20 protein-coding genes are annotated in these 19,851 nt (G+C 34.9%); 15 read left to right on the forward strand and 5 right to left on the reverse strand.

Going from position 1 to position 19,851, the window contains the following annotated elements:
- Positions 1 to 86 precede the first annotated feature (86 nt).
- From BK137_RS09025 to BK137_RS09035, 3 genes are all read right to left on the reverse strand, one after another.
- The gene (locus BK137_RS09025; protein ID WP_038180759.1) at positions 87 to 1,544 is read right to left on the reverse strand and encodes a sensor histidine kinase; all 1,458 of its coding nucleotides are present in this window, start codon (positions 1,542 to 1,544) and stop codon (positions 87 to 89) included.
- Positions 1,537 to 2,202 carry a response regulator transcription factor gene (locus BK137_RS09030; protein ID WP_038180757.1) on the reverse strand — a complete coding sequence of 222 codons (666 nt, stop codon included), beginning with the start codon at positions 2,200 to 2,202 and terminating at the stop codon, positions 1,537 to 1,539. Before BK137_RS09030 ends, BK137_RS09025 begins: the two co-directional genes overlap by 8 nt.
- Before the next feature lie 209 nt (positions 2,203 to 2,411).
- A complete protein-coding gene (locus BK137_RS09035) occupies positions 2,412 to 2,762 on the reverse strand; it encodes a YybH family protein (RefSeq protein ID WP_038180755.1) in 351 nt (116 codons plus the stop codon).
- A gap of 197 nt (positions 2,763 to 2,959) precedes the next feature.
- Between BK137_RS09035 and BK137_RS09040 the strand changes: the two genes are divergently transcribed.
- The 4 genes from BK137_RS09040 to BK137_RS09055 all read left to right on the forward strand — a co-directional run bounded on the left by BK137_RS09040 (position 2,960) and on the right by BK137_RS09055 (position 5,573).
- On the forward strand, positions 2,960 to 3,577 hold the full coding sequence (locus tag BK137_RS09040) for an NAD(P)-dependent oxidoreductase (protein ID WP_038180752.1): 618 nt from the start codon (positions 2,960 to 2,962) through the stop codon (positions 3,575 to 3,577).
- Positions 3,578 to 3,617: 40 nt separating this feature from the next.
- A complete protein-coding gene (locus tag BK137_RS09045; protein ID WP_081730028.1) occupies positions 3,618 to 4,292 on the forward strand; it encodes an ankyrin repeat domain-containing protein in 675 nt (224 codons plus the stop codon).
- A gap of 148 nt (positions 4,293 to 4,440) precedes the next feature.
- A complete protein-coding gene (locus BK137_RS09050) occupies positions 4,441 to 4,677 on the forward strand; it encodes a hypothetical protein (RefSeq protein ID WP_038180749.1) in 237 nt (78 codons plus the stop codon).
- A gap of 80 nt (positions 4,678 to 4,757) precedes the next feature.
- On the forward strand, positions 4,758 to 5,573 hold the full coding sequence (locus tag BK137_RS09055; RefSeq protein WP_038180746.1) for a metallophosphoesterase: 816 nt from the start codon (positions 4,758 to 4,760) through the stop codon (positions 5,571 to 5,573).
- A 53-nt stretch (positions 5,574 to 5,626) separates the two neighbouring features.
- Here the strand turns inward: BK137_RS09055 and BK137_RS09060 are convergent, their stop codons facing one another.
- Positions 5,627 to 6,769: an FAD-dependent monooxygenase gene (locus BK137_RS09060; RefSeq protein WP_038180743.1), complete on the reverse strand. Its 1,143-nt coding sequence runs from the start codon at positions 6,767 to 6,769 to the stop codon at positions 5,627 to 5,629.
- Positions 6,770 to 6,969: 200 nt separating this feature from the next.
- Here BK137_RS09060 and BK137_RS09065 point away from each other — a divergent pair, with 200 nt between their 5' ends.
- The 3 genes from BK137_RS09065 to BK137_RS09075 all read left to right on the forward strand — a co-directional run bounded on the left by BK137_RS09065 (position 6,970) and on the right by BK137_RS09075 (position 10,691).
- Positions 6,970 to 8,286 (forward strand): hypothetical protein, encoded by a 1,317-nt coding sequence (locus tag BK137_RS09065; RefSeq protein ID WP_051448595.1) that lies wholly within the window; start codon positions 6,970 to 6,972, stop codon positions 8,284 to 8,286.
- A 289-nt stretch (positions 8,287 to 8,575) separates the two neighbouring features.
- A complete protein-coding gene (locus BK137_RS09070; protein ID WP_051448594.1) occupies positions 8,576 to 9,853 on the forward strand; it encodes a dicarboxylate/amino acid:cation symporter in 1,278 nt (425 codons plus the stop codon).
- Between the two features lie 103 nt (positions 9,854 to 9,956).
- Positions 9,957 to 10,691: a sulfite exporter TauE/SafE family protein gene (locus tag BK137_RS09075; RefSeq protein WP_038180741.1), complete on the forward strand. Its 735-nt coding sequence runs from the start codon at positions 9,957 to 9,959 to the stop codon at positions 10,689 to 10,691.
- A gap of 106 nt (positions 10,692 to 10,797) precedes the next feature.
- On the opposite strand, the gene BK137_RS09080 is transcribed toward BK137_RS09075, so the two are convergent.
- On the reverse strand, positions 10,798 to 11,985 hold the full coding sequence (locus BK137_RS09080; protein ID WP_038180739.1) for a serine-tRNA(Ala) deacylase AlaX: 1,188 nt from the start codon (positions 11,983 to 11,985) through the stop codon (positions 10,798 to 10,800).
- Between the two features lie 118 nt (positions 11,986 to 12,103).
- On the opposite strand from BK137_RS09080, the gene BK137_RS09085 reads away from it, so the two are divergent.
- The 8 genes from BK137_RS09085 (at position 12,104) to BK137_RS09120 (ending at position 19,840) form a co-directional block, all read left to right on the forward strand.
- Entirely contained in the window at positions 12,104 to 12,394 is a 291-nt protein-coding gene (locus BK137_RS09085) for a DUF6509 family protein (protein ID WP_038180735.1), read from the forward strand.
- 117 nt (positions 12,395 to 12,511) lie between these two features.
- Positions 12,512 to 13,657, forward strand: coding sequence for a VanZ family protein (locus tag BK137_RS09090; protein WP_038180733.1), 1,146 nt, complete (start codon positions 12,512 to 12,514; stop codon positions 13,655 to 13,657).
- Positions 13,658 to 13,825: 168 nt separating this feature from the next.
- Positions 13,826 to 14,593, forward strand: a complete 768-nt coding sequence (locus BK137_RS09095; protein ID WP_038180730.1) for an ABC transporter ATP-binding protein — start codon at positions 13,826 to 13,828, stop codon at positions 14,591 to 14,593.
- Positions 14,580 to 16,493 (forward strand): ABC transporter permease, encoded by a 1,914-nt coding sequence (locus BK137_RS09100; protein WP_038180727.1) that lies wholly within the window; start codon positions 14,580 to 14,582, stop codon positions 16,491 to 16,493. The genes BK137_RS09095 and BK137_RS09100 overlap by 14 nt, the downstream gene beginning before the upstream one ends.
- A gap of 5 nt (positions 16,494 to 16,498) precedes the next feature.
- Positions 16,499 to 16,858, forward strand: a complete 360-nt coding sequence (locus tag BK137_RS09105) for a YxeA family protein (RefSeq protein WP_038180725.1) — start codon at positions 16,499 to 16,501, stop codon at positions 16,856 to 16,858.
- Positions 16,859 to 17,256: 398 nt separating this feature from the next.
- Positions 17,257 to 17,709, forward strand: a complete 453-nt coding sequence (locus tag BK137_RS09110; protein ID WP_038180723.1) for an Lrp/AsnC family transcriptional regulator — start codon at positions 17,257 to 17,259, stop codon at positions 17,707 to 17,709.
- A gap of 280 nt (positions 17,710 to 17,989) precedes the next feature.
- The gene (gene nikB, locus BK137_RS09115) at positions 17,990 to 18,931 is read left to right on the forward strand and encodes a nickel ABC transporter permease (protein WP_038180721.1); all 942 of its coding nucleotides are present in this window, start codon (positions 17,990 to 17,992) and stop codon (positions 18,929 to 18,931) included.
- 33 nt (positions 18,932 to 18,964) lie between these two features.
- Positions 18,965 to 19,840, forward strand: coding sequence for an ABC transporter permease (locus BK137_RS09120; protein ID WP_412104678.1), 876 nt, complete (start codon positions 18,965 to 18,967; stop codon positions 19,838 to 19,840).
- The last annotated feature ends 11 nt before the right edge of the window (positions 19,841 to 19,851 follow it).

Here is a 19,851-nt window from a genome sequence, read left to right on the forward strand (position 1 = left end):
TGGATTTTTTCTTCTTCTTAAAAATGATCTTTTGAAAAAAATTATAGAAATTTCTTTCAAAATTAAAATCTAAACTATTTTGTTGTTCACTTTGTGGATAAAGGAATGGTAACTAAAAATTGTACTCCATGTATAGTGTTATTTAAAGAATAGGTAATAGAAAGTGTTTCAAAAACTTGCTTTACAATATATAACCCTAAGCCACTTCCACCAGTATTTCGATTTCTTGATTTTTCGATTCTATAAAACGGTTCGAAAATTTGCTGTATATCCTCTTCTTTAATTTTAATACCTGTATTAATGACTTTAATTTGAATGTGTTGTTGTTTTGAATCCTCAGTTAGATTTATATATACTTTCTCGCCATGGGGTGAATACATAATTGCATTATGAACAATATTTTTGCAGGCTTTTTCTAAAAGAACCCGGTCTGTATAAACAAGATGGTGAGAACCAACTTGTTTTATCATTTGAATGTCTTTTTGAGAAGCAAAAAATTCAAGATCTTTTGTGATTGTATTAATTAATTCCGAGAGATTTACTTCTTCCAATTGTAGTTTAAAAGTATGTTGCTCTAATTTTGACATGCTTAAAATCTCGCGAACAAGTTGTTCCATACTTTCGATAATTTGGTGATTCTTCTTTAAGTATTGGTCACGATTTTGATACGGGCCAATATTATAAATCATTCCTTCTAAGTATCCTTTCATGACGGTGAGAGGAGTTTTTAATTCATGTGCTACTATTGAGAAAAATTCCCTGCGTTTTTGTTCTATTTTTCTTTCTTTTTCAATATCGCTTTTTAACTGTTGATTTGCTTTCTTTAAATCATGCATAGTATGTTGTAAATTAACTGACATATCATTTAAGCTATTGGATAATTCCGCTAGCTCATCATTGGATCGAACCTCGATTTTTTCAGAGAAATCCAAGTTCGCCATCTTTTGTGCCCCTTGATTAATATAAATGAGAGGTTTTGTGATGAACCGTGAATACAAATAAGCACTACCTAAACCAATAACAATCACAATAATACTAATATAAGGAAGGAAAAGGGCCAATACCTGTGAAGCTTCATTAATAGGTTGAAATGTTGCGAACACCACGAGTGTTAAGTTAACGTTTAGGAATTGAATAGGTATGGTAGCATTATACGAATTGGAAAGATTATCTGAATTCTCCAATGGACCTTTAGTAGCCGGCGTTACTGCTACCCCTTTACTATTACTACCGGTAAAGGAAAAGGTAGGAGAATAAATAATTCTTCCTTCTTGATCTTGAAGGTAGATTATTGCGTTATTTTTTTGTGAATATTTATCAAGAAGTGGTATTGCATTTTGAAAAGTAAGATCCTTGGATTTATCAATTATTTCTTCTATTCCTGTTTGAAGTTGATCTGTTTTATACTGTTCATAAAACGTAGGGAGAAAGAAGTATAAAGTTAGATACATCACTAATGCAAAGGCTAACAAAATAAGTGAAGTAATCCAAAAGAGTTTATAAGTAATTCGATTCATCTTTGTGATTTTTAATATTTTATTCATCGATTTTGTAACCAATGCCTTTTACGGTTTTAATATAAGGTATATCTAATTTTTTTCGTATGTTTTTAATATGTGTATCGATAATACGTGTTTCACTACAATATTCGTAGCCCCAAGCCTTTTCTATAATTCGCTCTCTTGTAAGTACTTTTTTTTCATTTTGAAGTAGTAGTTGCAGAATTTCGAATTCTTTTGTAGTTAATAGTATTTCAATCTCATTAACATATACTTTATATGCTTCACAATCAACATGGACTTCTTTAAATACTAAATGATTATCCGTACTTTGATCATAACTTCTTCTCAGTACTGCTTCGACTCGTCTAATCAGAACATGGAAAGAAAAAGGCTTAGTAATATAATCATCGATTCCAATATCAAAGCCTTTCATTTGATGTTGTTCTTCTTCTAATGCGGTTAGCATAATAATTGGTACATTAGACTGTTTTCGTATCATTTGTGCCATTTCAAATCCCCTAAGGTTTGGCATCATCACATCCAAAAGAATTAAATCATAGGAATGCTTATTAAATTGTCTCATTCCTTCTAATCCATCTGATGCGGTTTCAACAATATAGTTTTGTGTCATTAAAAATTGTTTTATTAACTCTTGAATTTCTTTGTCATCCTCTACTACAAGAACTTGATAGTTTCTCACTGTATCACCTCTTAAAGCATTATAACCGTGTTATCTGGAGTTTATGTGAAGAAACATTGGTATGATACTTAGAAACAATATAGAAAATTAATAGGGAAACTTTGTTTATTTCTATACTAACTCTCCAAAACCCGTATACGAATGTATGGAAATCTTCGTATACGGGTTTTATTTATGTTTCTTAGAAAGTATCTTATTGATCATTACTTTTAAGAGCTTAAATGCTCATGAACTAGAAGCCATCTATCCGCTTCTTTCACAAAAATATTAGTGGCTCTTCCTTTGCCACATATATACTCATCATTAATATATCCCTCATAGAAATATGTATAAATACAAGTTGCAGAGCTTTCTTTTTGGTCTAACCATTCAACATCATGTGCTTCGTAATTTTCATTCTTTACTATTGACCAAGCATTTTCAAAGTATTGTTGGATTTCTTCGTGACATGTGCAGGTCTGATCCGAGAAAAAATATACAGCTTTAGGATGCAACAATTTTTTTACTTGCTTAAAATCATGCGTATTTGTAGCTTTAATATAACTATCTAATATCTGCATGGAATCCCTCCTATAGATTGTTAAAAATAGTATACTAATCCCTAAATCCCCTGTCTAATTTACGCAAAAAACTTCCATAAAGCATTCTATTATTTCCAACAAAACAAACAATGCTAAACTATAAAGAAGACGATGAAAAAATATATAAACCATTTCATAAATCACCAATTATAAGAATAATAAAGGAGCATCACCAAATGAAAATCACAATCTTCGGTGCAACCGGACGCGTAGGAAATGAAGTATTACAACGTGCCTTAGCTGAAGGGCATGAAGTTAAGGTACTCGTACGTTCGCTAGAAAAATTGCCAGCACATCCAAATCTCCAAAAGTTTAAAGGAGATGTTAAAAATTTTGAACATACGGTCCAAGCTATGGAGCAGGCAGACGCAGTAATAAGTGCAATTGGTACGGACAAAACGACAACATTATCAGAAGGCGTCCCAAATATTATTAGGGCGATGGAGCAACTAAATGTAAAAAGAATCGTCACAATCGGTACAGCCGGCATTTTAGATAGCCGCGCTGAAAGAGGAAAACTACGCTTCCAATCATCTGAATCCAAACGAAAGCTTACTTTTGCGGCAGAGGAACATGCAAAAGCATTCCGTGCATTAGAAGCATCGGATTTAGATTGGACAATTGCTTGTCCAACTTATTTACCAGATGGCTCAGCTATTGGTGTATATCGTACAGAAAGAAATATGCTACCACTAAACGGAGAGAAAATTACAGTAGGTGACACTGCTCACTTCGTTTATCAGGAATTATTTCAAAATGAATTTAAACACTTACGTGTCGGTTTGGCATACTAATTTGGAAAAGTAGTTTCACAAAGAGGAATGGTGAAATCATATGGGAATGCGTAATAAAGCAATTTTTGCGGCTGTATCATTAGGTTTAGCATTTGCAGGTTATGTGACAGTTAAGAAAGTAGGGGTACAGATGTCATTATTTGAAGCTGTTGAGAAGCAAGATAGTAATGCTGTAAAAAAAGCGCTGAAATCTGAACAAGATATTAATACACAAGATGGCAAAGGACGCACAGCGCTTATGATTGCGACATATAATAACGACGTGAAATCGGCGAAAGTGTTAACTGAAGCAGGAGCCGATGTAAATATTCAAGATGATATGCAAAATTCTCCATTTTTATATGCAGGAGCAGAAGGTTATTTGGACATTGTAAAGCTAACTTCAAAAGCCGGTGCAGATCCTAAAATTACAAATCGCTATGGTGGTATTGCTTTAATTCCAGCTTCTGAGCACGGGTATGTTGATGTTGTAAAATTTTTATTAACTGAAACAAATAGTGATGTGAATCATATTAATAACTTAGGGTGGACGGCATTATTAGAAGCAATCATCTTAGGCGATGGTGGTAAAAAACAACAAGAAACTGTGCGTATTTTGTTAGAGCATGGAGCTAATCCAAATCTTGCGGATAGAGATGGTGTTACTCCACTTGAGCATGCAGAAAAACTTGGTTACAAAGAGATTGAAAAACTGTTAAGAAAAGCTCGATATTAATTCCAATTTTGCTTGTATCAGTGTTCCGATTAATTATCCGATAGCGGCAATAAGCAAACTCACTATAAAACAGTAAATTAAGGGTAAAGTTTATAAAACGCATAGTACCCTGTACAATATAGATCTTTCAGAGAAAGTTAAGCCAACTGTGATTAGCTGGTCAGATCAGCATACATTAAATTTTAAAAAACCTGATTCATATGAATTCGAAGGTAATATTTTTACAGATGAAATTGGTCTTTTCCCATTTGCCCAAAGTGGATTTGACACAATTGACGGAAATATCGGTGCTGATGGCTCTACTTATGTCATTCTGAAAGTTCCGAAACATATCAATGTATTAGATGAAAACGGGTCGAGAATGTATCCACCAGTTGAATATTGATACCCAATGAATATAGTTGATAGTATTATGTTAAGGATTGTAATGAGGAAAAAAGAGATTAAAGAAACGAGCGATGACCATTGAAGAAGATTTTACGTATTATTATCGGATTAATACTGGTTGTGATTTTTTGTATAGTAAATAACAAATGGTTAGTCACAACGACGTATAAAATAGAGTCTAAGAAATTACCAAAATCTTTCGATGGTATGCGCATCGTTCAAGTTTCTGATTTACACGATGCTACATTTGGCAATAAGCAGGATCGACTTATTAAAAAGGTTCTAGATGCAAAGCCGGATGCCATTTTCTTGACAGGCGATGTTATTGATCGCAACCGCTATGATTTGGAGGAGAGCATGCAGGCTGTCGCTGGTTTTGTGAAAATTGCGCCGGTTTATTATGTTACAGGTAATCATGAAATAGCTGTAAATAAAGTTTCCGAAATTAAAGGTGCTCTTACTGAACTGGGCGTCAATGTATTATCAAACAGTACCTTGCCATTTGAAAAAGATGGAGAAGTAATTCAAATTGTAGGTATTGAAGATCCGCTTGCTGGAACAGATACACAAGCAATGCTAGATACTGCACTTCTCCATCAATCAGAGGCTAATTTTAAGCTTTTACTAGCTCATCGTCCTGAATACATGACAGTATATGCTGAAAATAATATTGATATAACATTTTCTGGTCATGCACATGGCGGACAATTCCGTTTGCCAGGTGTCGGTGGTCTCATCGCACCAGGGCAAGGATTCTTTCCGAAATATACAGCTGGTACATTCGAGGTCGATCATATGACTCAAGTAATTAGTCGGGGGCTTGGTAATAGTCTAATGCCTGTTCGCTTACTCAATTTACCTGAAATTGTCGTGGTGGAATTACATTCTATATAATAATAAAAAATTTCGCTAGGTCCTGATAAGCATTTCAGTACTTAGCGATTTTATTATTTAAACTTCACATCAAATAGGAATTTTAATCTCCACAGTAAAGCCTTTGACGGTATAAGTGGAAAGGCGATATCTCGTGCCTTAGCTAAAATCGGGGAACCAAGTTGAGCGCTCCAACCAATTTGGCGCGAAAGTGAGATTACTTTTGCTGTACGAGCTACGCGTTCGCTTTCATAGTGTTGGAGAGCGTCTTGAAAATTAGCGTATTCAGCAAGAGCCGTCGTTAAAACAAGTGCATCTTCAATCGATTGCCCAGCCCCTTGGCCCATATTTGGCGTTGTAGCATGTGCAGCATCTCCTAACAAAACGATACGTCCATATGCGAACTTCATTAGAGGACGGATATCTTTTATATCATGGTGTAAAATAGCATCTGGTTTTGTATCCAGTATAAGGTCAGCAACGTGAGCAGGGAATTTTTCAAACAAACGAGCGATTTCTTTTCGACCTAGGGTGTGATAAAAAGCATCATTTTCGTGTGCATTGACGCAGGCAAACCAGTAAACTTGTCCGTTTTTCAAGGGGGCATAGCCAAATCGTCCAGAAGTTGCCCATATTTCACAGGATGTATGTTCATCAACACGCCCCTTGTTTTCAGCTACACCACGCCAGCACATATAACCGGCATAACGCGGAGCAGAGTCAGGTACAAGTTTTTGCCGAATAGGTGAGTGAATCCCATCTGCCGCAATGAGCAAATCAGCTGTCACATATGTCCCATCTTCAAAAAAAGCTGTTACTTGCGTATCCTCAGATACAACATCTACACATTTCTTACTATATTTCACCGTTCCTTCAGCTAAAGCTTCTAATAAAGTACTATGTAGATCAGACCGTTGAATCGTAATGTTTTCCTGTCCGTAAAGTCGTTTAATAGCACCAAAATCGATTGTGTTCAATATTTTTCCAGTGCTGTTTTGAAACACTTGCGTTGTCAAAGTCGTTCCATTTGTATAGACCTTTTCTCCAACGCCCATTTTCATGAGTGCCTGCATGGCATTTGAACCAATGCCAATACCGGTGCCAACGGGTTGGAAAGTAGGAGCGGCTTCGAAAACTTCAACATGTATTTGTCTTTTTTGAAGGGCAACTGCAGCACATAAACCTCCGATGCCGCCACCAATGATTGCAATCTTCAACTATAATCAAACCTTTCAGAAATGAATTATTTACTATAATTATAGGGTATAACAAAGACGGTTGTACCTATTATGCTTACGTTTCATAAATAGGACTAGTCGCATCTACATTAAATTGTTAAAATATTCATACAGATGCAGTCGGTATTTATATGTTCACATAACCGATAATTACTATTAAAAGGAGGGCGACATGTAAAGTGAACAATTATTATGTACAAAATAGAGTGTCCCTACCTGACCAACACACGAATCAAGCCGATAAAAATAATATTTTAGAACCTTTTTTAGATGTGAAAACGGTAAAACACTTGAAGAAAAAATATATTGCGGAAGTACAGGAGCGTTTACCGATGTATTTTTCAGCAGATAAGCGAATGAAAATGCAATCGCTTACAGAAGAGCAATTTCAACAACAAGGCTTGCCAAAAGAAATTTTCTGGAAGATGGTCGAATTTAATGTGAGTACAAAAGGTGGGATTTCTTTTGAACGACTTCCTGCTATTGGCGAGCATCTCGATTATTTAGCTTCCGAATATATCACATATAAAATGCGTATCGAACGTGATTTTGAAAGTGAAGACCAAGTAGCACAACTTGCTAAACTGGATGAAATTTTTGGTCGTGGGTTAAAAAGAATGTCGAATGCTTTTATTGATTCTGTCGGCGCTTTTTTTGAAAAAAATGAAGTAGTAGGAGAATCAGCTTTAATGGAGCAATCGATTAAAGGGATTTATCAATACAAACTTGCTAAATACGGAAATTTTGTTGTAGCAAATAAGGATTACGCTTTTATTAAAGGTACATCGGATGAGTGGTTGGAAAGAGATTCATATTTTATGGGAGATATTCTACGCTTAGTGATAGCTAAAATAGATGAGAATCGTATTAAAATAAGAGAAAATCCGTATACAACATTGGAATTAAATGCAGTAGCGGCTTTTTACCAAGCAGTACAACGTAGATTAGCTAACCAAAAATCAACTTCCGTTAGCGAGGAGCAGCTAGGAGTAGAGCTTGGGTTTTTAGGTATGAAGTTAGAACTTCTGATTCAAAAAGATGGTATATCCCCTGAACTAGCTAGTAAAATGGAGACTGCGTATTTATCATTTTTCAACTACAAAATAGAAGATATAAATCAACGTCAATTAGAGACTAAAAATAATCCTTATACTAGAAATCGAGAAGCATTTAGCGATTTAAATCGTGAAACGGTTGAGGATTGGGCAAAACGTTTGCGTAATAGCTTACAGGAAGAAAATCCTCAACAAGTATTTGAAGCAACAATCTTATTGGCCTACAATATATTCCAAAAGAAAGTGCAACAAGTGAGTAAATTAGAACGCTACCAAGAGCAAAATGATTGGAATACGTTTTATGAGGAAGCTCCAACGAATAATTATCAAGTTGAGCTACCAGATGTATTTTGCTATAACGCATTAATAGTCGATTGGAATAAATTTATAACTGAAACAATCGTCGATCAAAAGATGCTTTTCATTAAAGATAGAATTTAAAAATTGTCGTTTGTATTTGAAAATTTTTTATTTAAACAAGGTTTAAGAATTTGAACTAGAGGGTATATGTAAATTACCCATTTAAAAAATACTTATTGTAGTTAATATTTAAGTTCATTGATGATGTATTTTAAGTACAGCATTAAACTCCTTTATTGATCGTTAAGTTTTAAGTAAATAGTTAGTTAAAATGCCCGTATGTGAAAATAGTCAATACTATATCACTGCGGGCATTTTCTATAATTTTTTATTTAGAAATTGGTATTCCATTAAACGAGGAGGGAAAAAGATGAAGTTAGCTCGTAATATTATTATTGCACTCATATTAGGTGCGTTAGTTGGTATTGGGATGAATATGTGGGCGGAGGATATCTTTCCTAAGGTGGATCAATACTTCTTTAGCCCATTAGGTACCATTTTCTTGAGTCTTATTAAAATGCTTGTAGTGCCACTTGTGTTCTTCTCCATTATTTTAGGGACTGCGAATATTGGTGATCCAAAAAAGTTAGGACGTATAGGTATTAAAACGATGGTCTTTTTCCTATTGACTACGGCAATGGCTATTATTTTAGGGATTGGCTTAGCTTCGATAATTCAACCAGGGAACATCGGGCAGTTCGAAACAACAGGCTTAGAATATAAAGCAGACAAAGCCCCACCCATCTCAGAAACGTTCCTTTCTATTATTCCAACAAACCCTATCCAAGCAATGGTAGAAGGAAATATGCTTCAGATTATTTTTTTCGCAGTCTTTGTGGGGATAGCTATTAGCTACCTTGGAAGCAAAGCAAACACTTTACTGAAAGTGATAAACCAGGGAAATGAAGTCATGATGATTTTAGTGAACATCGTGATGAAGTTTGCTCCATACGGTACATTTGGTTTACTTGCTTCTGCTATCGGTAAACAAGGGATAGGTGCCATCAAAGCGATGGGACTTTATATGGTTGTAGTCATGCTCGCACTTATTTTGCATATGTTCATTGTTTATGGTACAGCTATATCATTATTATGTCGTAGAAATCCGGTGCAATTTTTCAAAGACTTCTTCCCAGCTATGACCGTGGCCTTCAGTACATCAAGTAGTAGTGCAACATTACCTGTATCAATGGAGATAGCTCAGAAGAAGATGGGTATTCCTAAGGCCATTAGTAGTTTTGTCCAACCATTAGGTGCAACAGTGAATATGGATGGCACTGCCATAATGCAAGGAGTAGCAACGATTTTTATCGCTCAAGTATTCAACGTGGATTTAACTTTTGGTCAACTTGTTACAGTTGTTATGATTGCTGTACTAGCAAGTGTTGGAACCGCAGCTGTACCTGGAGCGGGACTGATTATGCTGGCAATGGTTTTACAATCTGTTGGGCTTCCAGTTGAAGGAATAGCTCTTATTATTGGAATTGATCGTTTACTCGATATGGCACGAACAGCGGTTAATACAACAGGTGATATCACTTGTGCAGCGTATATAACAGAAAGTGAAAAGCGCAAAGGTGAAACTTTTGAAGACAGCAATTCAAATGAAGAGGATTCATTTGAATTAGAGGGTCATAGCTCATATTAAAATGAATGGTCATCCTATGGGTGGCCATTTTATATTTACATTTATTGTTATGACGACTTCGTATAAAATGGAAGTAGGTTGATAAGATGGAAGAAGGGGTCTTGTGTCATTTTTTATCTTCATTGTGATTGGCTTTGCCGGAAACTTTATTGGCACACTAAGCGGGGGAGGTGGATTGATTTCTTTACCGACGATGCTTCTTTATGGTCTACCCGTGCATTCTGCTATTGGAGCAAATAAAGTAGCGAATACAGTTAGTTCATTTACTAGCTTTCTAGTAATCTTTAAAGAGAAGGAAATTACGTTAAAGGAATCAGGTATCGTGTTAGTCACTTGTTTATTAGGCGGAGCAACAGGAGGAATGGTTGCCTCGTTAATGAGTGGAGATACATTGACACTAGTAGCAATTTTTTTATTAGGCTTTGCTTTTATAACTTCATTATTAAAGAAAAGTAATTTTGAAGGGGAAGAACAATTTAAGCTGAATATTAAAACCGGTTCATCGTTATTTGGAATTGGTATGTATGACGGGATGTTTGGACCTGGAAGTGGTACATTACAGATGTATTTATATGCAAGTCAGAAAATTGCTTATATCCGTGCGGTAGGCTTAAATAGAGTAGGTGTTTTTGCAGGATGCTTTGGTAGTTCTATCACATACATTTCGACAGGGAAAATCGAATGGCCACTGACAATTGCTTTAATGTTTGGCGGTATAATTGGCGCACAAGTAGGCATTAAAGTGGCGCGTAAAATGAATGTGAAATATATTAATCCGCTATTACGTGGTATTACGCTCTTATTAATCGTACAAATTGTTGTAAATTATTATAAGTAATTGCTGAACTCAGTTAATTGGTTTAATTGATAATTTAAAATCCACCTCTTTATAGAAAGAGGTGGATTATTTTAATTGTAAAAAAGTGAGCTAACTGGTTGCCTGTTTATATAATATTTCTCATCTTCTCTAGTAATTCAGCACCCGTCATCGTATGGTCGCCACCACCCTGTACAAAGGCATCGCTACCGCCACCTTTGCCATTTAATAATGGTAGGACTGCTGAAGAAATATCTTTCATACTCATATCAATTGCATTTGTACCGCGAGCAGCGACAAACTGTAACTTCTCTCCTTGCTCAGCAACGAGAAGCACCACGATATTTTCATTTTCGGCTATAACTAGTCGAGCTAACTTTTGCAATTCTTGAATGGAACGCGCTGCATAAACAGCACCAGTTACACCGTTTTTAGTGGTTGTTGCAAGTTCTAATGCTTCATATGATAGCAATTGTTCTTTGGCTGCATCTAAAGCTTTCTCTAATCCTTTTTGAACAGTAAATAGTTTTGAAACTGTATCAGCCACTTCGTTTTCAGGAGTACTTGCTAGTTTAGCCACTTTACTTAGTTCATTTTTTCGCCAGTGTAGTTCACTTAATACGCGTCCGCCACAAACAAAATGCACGCGTATTTTTCTTTTTTGTTTTTCAGTATGCATAATTTTAATGGCGCTAACTTGTCCGGTTGAAGTGGGATGAATACCACCACAGCCGTTATAATCGTAATCTGGAATGATAACCAGGCGAATTTCTTTTGTTACACTCAGTGCTTTACGAAGGTTATAGCGTTCTAATTCATCTACTGTCACCCACTTTGTTTCAATTGGTCGATTTTCCAAAATAATTTTGTTAGCTAGAGCTTCTACTGCTACAAGTTCGTCTTCACTAATGTTTTCAATATCTAAATCTATCGTTACAGTTCCTCGCCCTAGATGGAAGCTAATGGTTTGGTAGCCGAATAGCTCAACAAAAGCAGCGGTCAAAATATGCTGCCCTGCATGTTGCTGCATATGATCGAATCGTCGTTCCCAATCGAGCACGCCCATTACCAATTCATCATCGTTAGGTAAAGACTCTGCAATATAATGACGAATTTCGTCGTCCACTTTCTCTACATCTACTACGGAAATGCCATTTAAAGTACCTGTATCATGAGGTTGACCGCCACCAGTAGGATAGAATGCTGTATTATCAAGCACGATAAATTCGCGTCCGTCATCTTCAATCCCTTTTCTTATAATTTTTGCTGGAAACTCTTTCATCATCGCATTTTGATAGTAAAATAATGTCTGCAAACGTCATCACTCCTAATTTTTTTATCGAAAAGTACAGGTAAATCAGCTAAAAACTTTACTAATCGCATTTTTGCTTTAATATTAATGATTGAAACATGCAAAAGAGGAGCGATTCTTTATGGACATTTTAGCATATACAATGGATGAAATTTTAGATCCTACAAATATTATTGAAGGACAACGCTTTGAATTCTTATTAGATATCGAAGTAGATGAAGAAGACGAACTATTTGTAGAAGGTGGTCTTGAGATTCGCGCAATCGTAGGGAAAAAAGAGGACGACTTTAAGCTTGCGAATTACTTCATCATTGATAAAGGTACTGAAAAAATGCTCGAATTTGGTCTAGAAGAAGATGAAGAAGAATTGATTTTGAGTTTTTGTAAAGAGCGCATTATAGCAGGCGAATAACAAATTGATTAGGTAACAGGAGGCATTCGATTTTAGTTTAAATACTTTTAATCTGAATGCCTTTTTTGGTATGATGAGAATTATTTTATGAATTAATGACGAAAGAGGTAGGAGAGCATGTCAGCTTATACACAGCCAATTTACGTTGCAATGATAGTATTTATCCTTTTGGCCGTTATTATTTTTGTGCCTTGGCTTATTTACACATATCGTAAATATGGATACTTGCCATTATCAACGACGCTAATCGCATTTTCATTTATTTTTTATTTTATTAGCGCATTATTTTTAGTTCTACTCCCATTACCAGAATCACGTAATACTTGTATTACACAACAGCCAGGTACACAGCATTATTCATTGATGCCGTTTACCTTTATCTCAGATATGTTTAAAAATAGTGGTGTGATTTTATCTCAGCCAAGTACATATGCATTATTAGTTAAACAGTCTGCCTTTTATCAAGCCTTTTTTAATTTCTTATTACTATTACCGTTTGGCGTATACTTACGTTATTTCTTTCAACAAAGAAAGTACTGGAAAAGGGCACTTGGCTTAACTTTTGCATTAACATTATTTTATGAAATCACACAAGTGACGGGTATTTATGGTATTTATAACTGTGCGTATCGTATTTTTGATGTGGATGATTTGATGCTTAATACATTAGGCGGCATACTTGGCTTCTTCATCGCACCTGCTATTTTGGCATTGTTCCCATCAAAAGAAAGCATTAATGCAAAAGCGGAAAGATTGATTGCACTTGATGATGTTCGTGCAATGTCTGTATTAATCGCATTACTTATTGATATTTTCATTATTGATCTGCTTGGGCAATTAAGCACTACATTTACAGAGTCAAATTTAATTATAAATTTCCTGATTAAATCTATTGTCATTTTCATTGCATTTTTTGTCATTCCAATCTTGTGGAATGGACATTCAATTGGTTCGAAAATTATGCGTTTCCGCTATGATAGTAAAGTAAGTACTATAGATACAAATAAGCGATTGTTCAAACGTTTTGGTGCAATCTATCTTACTTATTTTGCATTCTTTGTACTAAGTATTTTCGCTCAAATGAACTTACAAATTGGTTCACCGTATTATAAATTAAAAGTATTTTTAGCACTGGGTACAAACTTACTTGAATTAGTATTAATAGTTGTTCTGTTCTTCCATGCATTGCTCGTTGCATTTGGAAAAGGCAAACGACGATTTTACTTTGATGAAGCATCAGACTTACACACAACGAGAAAATAAAGATAGAAAAGGACTTTCTGTAAATCGGGAAGTCTTTTTTTATTTGCGAAAATAACAATTAATAGTGCTCGAATAAGATTTAAGGTTCCTGTAAGGTTACGACAATTATGCTGTAAGGATGAGGCGATATAGTATGTATATCAACAAATGACAGTAGAGGTGACGCAAATGGAATCATTATTAAAAATAGAAAACGTCAAAAAAATATATGGTAAAACATCGAATACTTACACAGCGTTAGAAAATATATCATTTCAAATTGAGCATGGTGAATTTGTTGGGATTATGGGTCCCTCAGGAGCAGGTAAATCAACATTACTAAATCTTCTTGCAACAATCGATTCGCCAACAGAAGGTAAAATCTTTATGAATGATAAGGGTATACATGATATGAAGGAAGCTGAGCTCTCAGATTTTAGACGCGATAATCTTGGCTTTATCTTTCAAGATTACAACTTGCTAGATTCACTAACCGTAAAAGAAAATATTCTATTACCGTTAGCAATTGCAAAAGTACCTGCAAAAGAAATTGAACAACGCGTCCAAAAAATAGCTAAAGTTTTTGGAATTGAATCTTTGCTTAGTCAATATCCATATCAAATTTCAGGAGGTCAAAAGCAACGTACGGCTGCTGCAAGAGCAATTGTTACAGAGCCTGCGCTCATTTTAGCTGACGAGCCAACAGGTGCACTAGATTCAAAATCTGCAACAGACCTACTAGAAAGCTTAAGTTCACTTAATGAGAACAACGAATCAACGATTATGATGGTTACGCATGATGCTTTCGCCGCAAGTTTTTGCCGCCGCATTATATTCATTAAGGATGGCAAGCTTTCAACGGAAATCTACCGTCGCGATCAAACGCGGAAAGAGTTTTTCCAAGAAATTTTAGATACTTTATCTGCAATTGGGGGTGAGGTTGATGACGTTATTTAGTTTAGCTAGAAAAAATATTGCACGAAATTTTTCACAGTATTTTTTGTATATCGCATCGATGGTATTCAGTATCGTCATTTATTTTACCTTTGTTACTTTAAAATATAGCGATATTGTCTCTGATATGACGAAGTCTTCACAGAAGATGGGGTCCCTTATGAGTGGAGCCGCCGTGGTACTACTCTTCTTTGTTGCTATTTTCATCGCATATTCAAATTCATTTTTCATGAAAAAGAGAAAAAAGGAAGTAGCGCTTTATGCATTATTAGGCGTTAGAAAACGTCAAATTGGTTTCATGTTATTTTTTGAAAACTTATTACTTGGTGTATTTTCATTAGTGATAGGTGTTTTTCTAGGATTCCTTAGTTCAAAATTGTTCGTTACCTTATTAATCCGTTTAATGGGTTATGATGTTGTCGCTCCATTTACGTTCTCAACGGAAGCGGTTATAAATACAGCATCTGTCTTCCTAATTATCTTCTTCATCACTTCATTCCAAGGATATCGTTTAATCTATCAATTTAAATTAATCGATCTATTCCATGCATCGAAGAAAGGTGAAGTAGCACCCAAGCCGTCATGGATTGTCGCTATCTTAGGCGTAATAAGCATCGGAACGGGTTATTGGTTAGCTTTACAGAACTTATTAACATCCGAAGCATGGCGTATTTTAGGAATGTTTACACCACTTATTATATTAGCAACAGTTATTATAGGAACTTTCCTTTTGTTCCATAGTGTTACAGGTTTTGTTCTAACTTTATTCAAGCGTCGTGAAAAATGGCTTTGGAAAGGTCTACACTTAATGACCATTTCACAATTGCTTTACCGGGTTCGTGGTAACGCCCGTACATTAACTGTTATCGCTATTTTGAGTGCAACAACAGTAACAGCTGGAGGTGCGGTTTACAGTCTGTATTACAATATTAATGACAATGTAAAGCTCACTGATCCAAACACATTTATGTACGAGCAAACAGCGAATGTCGATAACGAAAAAGTAACATCATTACTACCAAATACAATATATGATGAAAATATCTCAGCATTATTCGTTACATTTGAGGCGAAGCAACTTGATTCGGCAATGGGAACAGACGGAGATAAACGTATTTACACAGTAATCAATGAAACAACATACAACAAGTTAGCGAAACTTCAACAAAAAGAAGAACTAAATTTAAAAGGTAATAAAGCGACTATGATTGATGTTCAATATCATGAAAGTCTATCGCCGAAATATGCGGGTAAGACGATTACAGCGGAAAAAAAAGGAACAACAATTACATTGGAAGGGTATCATGAAGTTCCAGTCTTAAACCTAATGGCAGGAATGACACTAGTAGTCACAAATGAGCAATATAAAGAGCTTGAAATACAAGGTGAGAGTGTGCAATTCCGTGCTATTGGAGTAGATGATGCAACAACTGATTTATCTAAGAAAATTGCTAGTGTATTGCCTGACAAAGCTCAATTTTCAAGCGCACCTGAGGATTATCAAAACGGTATTGAAGGAATGGGTTCACTATTATTCATTGGTAGTTTCTTAGGACTTGTCTTCCTAGCAGCCACAGGTAGTATTATCTACTTCAAAGTACTAACAGAAGCAGAGGAAGATAAGTCACAATACAATATGCTTTATAAAATGGGTGTTGGTGCAAGAGAAATGAGAAAAACAGTGGCATCTCAAGTATTTGTTATTTTCTCTGTACCACTTGTCATTGGTCTTACACATAGTGCCGTAGCATTAACAGCATTTTCAAAGTTATTTTCGATGGATTTCACTAAGCCTGTCATCATATGGATGGTTGCTTACACAGCTATTTATGGAATCTATTACGTATTAACGGTTTATTCATATAATCGAATTATTACCCAAAATAATAAAAGAGAAGGATGATAATAATGAAAAAATTTTTAATTGCAATTGGCGCACTGATCCTAATTGGGGTTATAGGCATTGTAGTATTAGGGAAAATTGATTTTAATCGTATGAATGCAGATATCTATTATGTGCATATTACAGAAGATGGTTTTAAAAAAGAGGAGAAGCAGTCTGATGGGAAAATATTTGTCACTTATATTTATAATCTAGAAGGCGTAAATGCAAAAGGTGAAGCAAAATCATTTGAATTCACTGCAAGTAAAAACTTACGTAAAGATGCATATTTAATGCTTTATGTAAAAGACAAAAAAGGCGTTTCTTCATACGATGAAGTTAAGCTTTCGGATATTCCAAAAGAAGCACAAGCGAAATTAAAATAACTATCTAATTAGGTTGTCACCAAATTCTAACTCACAGAATTGGTGGCAACCTTTTCATATATTCAAAGATAGGGAAATGGATAAATCTTTAATATGAAAGTTAAATGAATTTATATGAAAATAATTTCCCGGGACATATTGAGTTCTTTGATACAAATAGAGTGCTTTAAAAAGAATAAGTTTACTATTTTAAAAGAGTACATGACTTAAAAATTTCTTTCTTGTTGAGTGTATATGTACAGTACATATGTTATATAAAATAAGTTTTGAGCTTGCTAAATTCTCAGAGTTTTAATGGTTTTTTAATGAAATATTCTTTCTACTGACGAATATTTCAGCTATATTATTAAAGAACTAGTTAAAAACTATATTGTGTTGAAAATAAAGGGGTGATATGAATGGAGCAAATGGATAGTATCGATAAAAAAATATTGGATTTATTAATTGGAAATGGACGAATTTCTTATGTAGATATAGGTAAAGAATTAAATCTTTCAAGAGTGGCTATTCGTGAACGAGTTAATAATTTACAAGAAAAAGGAATAATTGAACGGTTTACAGTGGTGGTGAATTCTGAAAAAATAGGAAAAAATGTTTCTGCTTTTTTTGAAGTAGATTGTGAACCAAAATCATTAGTTGAAGTGGCAGAAAAATTAGCTTTTAATCATAGTGTAGTAAGTTGTTATCAAATGACAGGGCCATCAACATTACACATGCACGTATTAGTCGATGATTTCGCCAGTTTAGAAAAGTTTATTAATGAAGAGTTATATGCTTTAGAAGGAATAACGCGAGTTGAAAGTAATATATTACTTAGAAGATTTAAAAGTCGTTTAGGATTAAAACTCTAAGAGAATCGATATTCGGTTCTCTTTTTTTTGATTTGTAGAGCGGAACTTTTGTGAATCCCTCGAGATTAACATCTGATCGATAACTTTGTATTTCCATTCATTTGTTAATAATTAAATATAAATTGATTAATTAATGTAATGAAAATCAATATAATTTAAAAATTTCGAAAATTCTATAGATTTTTATAATTTTATATTTTATAATCAAAAACAGTGAAAACTATCCGTTTGTTAATCCAAATGGGGTTTTTAATTAACAAATGATTAAGGAGGTTTTGATTTGATAAGTCTAATTGCTCGACGAATAGTTGAACTTTTATTGTTATTAGTGGGGATATCATTTCTTGTGTTTTCATCTATGTATATTGCTCCAGGTGACCCTTCAACAATGATAGGCGGACCAACTGCAACTGAATCTGACCTTGAAAATATACGAGATAACTTGGGGTTGAATGACCCATTCCTCGTTCAATATGGTCGTTACGTAAAAAATGCAGTACAGGGGGATTTTGGATATTCTTATCAGACAAAACAATCAGTTTCTGAGGCAATAGCTGTCCGATTTCCGAATACTTTAAAGTTGGCCATAGCAAGTATGATTGTTGCGATAATTATTGGTATTGTCACTGGATTAATATCTGCATTACGCCATAATACATGGCTAGATGCAACATCTACAACTTTTGCGCTAGCAGGAATTTCAATTCCAAATTTTTGGTTAGGTGCGTTACTAATTTTAGTTTTTGCTGTGAATTTACAGTGGTTGCCAGTTGGTGGAATGGATCAGCCGTTGTATACATGGGAAGGAATTAAGCAGTTGATATTGCCTGCTATTACATTAGGTACAGGGTCTGCTGCAATGATTGCCCGTATGACACGCTCCTCTATTCTAGAAGTCGCGAAAGCTGATTATATTAGAACTGCTAGGGCAAAAGGATTGAAGGAAGGAAAAGTTATCTGGATACATACGTTAAAAAACGCGATGATTCCGGTTATTACCGTAATCGGTCTGAATTTTGGACTTTTACTCGGTGGAACAATAATTACAGAGAAAGTATTTGCTATTAATGGTGTTGGGCGTTTAATGATTGATGCTATAGCTATGCGAGACTTTCCTTTAGTACAAGGTTCAGTGTTGCTTGTTGCGACATTATTTGTAGTCGTGAACTTAGTAGTTGATATCGTATATACATTTATCGATCCACGAATTAATTACGATTAAGAGAGGAGGACAGAAATGACGACTTTATCAAATATGGAAGAGCAAGTAACTAAGCCTAAAAAGATGGAAAGTAATTTTATTTCTTTAACTAAAAGATTATTGAAAAATAAACTAGCAGTTATAGGATTACTAATTATTATAGTACAAATTTTAATGGCGATATTTGCTCCAATGGTTACATGGCATGATCCGATTAAGCAGAATCTTGCACAAAGCGAATTACCTATTTTTTCAGAAGGTCATTGGTTAGGAACTGATAACTATGGTCGAGATGTTTGGTCAAGAATTGTATACGGTGTTCGAATTTCATTATTAGTAGCTATTTCATCCGTGTCACTAGGCTTGGTAGGAGGATTGATACTAGGTTTATTGGCAGGATATTACAAAAAGTTAGATGGATTCCTTATGAGAATTGTTGACCTATTATTTGCTTTTCCCGGAACACTATTAGCAATGTTAATTATTGCTATGTTAGGAGCAAGTCTAGTGACAGTTACGATTGCGATTAGTGTCTGGTCTATTCCTGCATGTGCGCGTATTGTCAGAGGGTCTGCCCTTTCTATAAAAGAAAAAGAATATATTATGGCTATGCGGTCTCTTGGAGCATCCGATTTTAGAATAATATTTAAACATATTTTACCGAACTCATTCGCGCCAATTATTGTATTTGCAACAATGCGAATGGCTACAGCCATTTTATCTACCGCTTCACTAAGTTATTTAGGTCTTGGTGCTCAGCCACCTAGTCCTGAATGGGGGGCAATGATTGCTCAAGGACAAGCTTTTATGTGGACTTCGCCACATTTAACTATTGTCCCAGGAATAGCTATAATGTTAACCGTTTTTGCATTTAATGTTGTTGGTGACGGATTGCGTGATGCGCTTGATCCGAATATGGATATTCATTAAGTTATGGGGAG

Source organism: Viridibacillus arenosi, assembly GCF_001955655.1.
Taxonomy (GTDB): domain Bacteria; phylum Bacillota; class Bacilli; order Bacillales_A; family Planococcaceae; genus Viridibacillus; species Viridibacillus arenosi.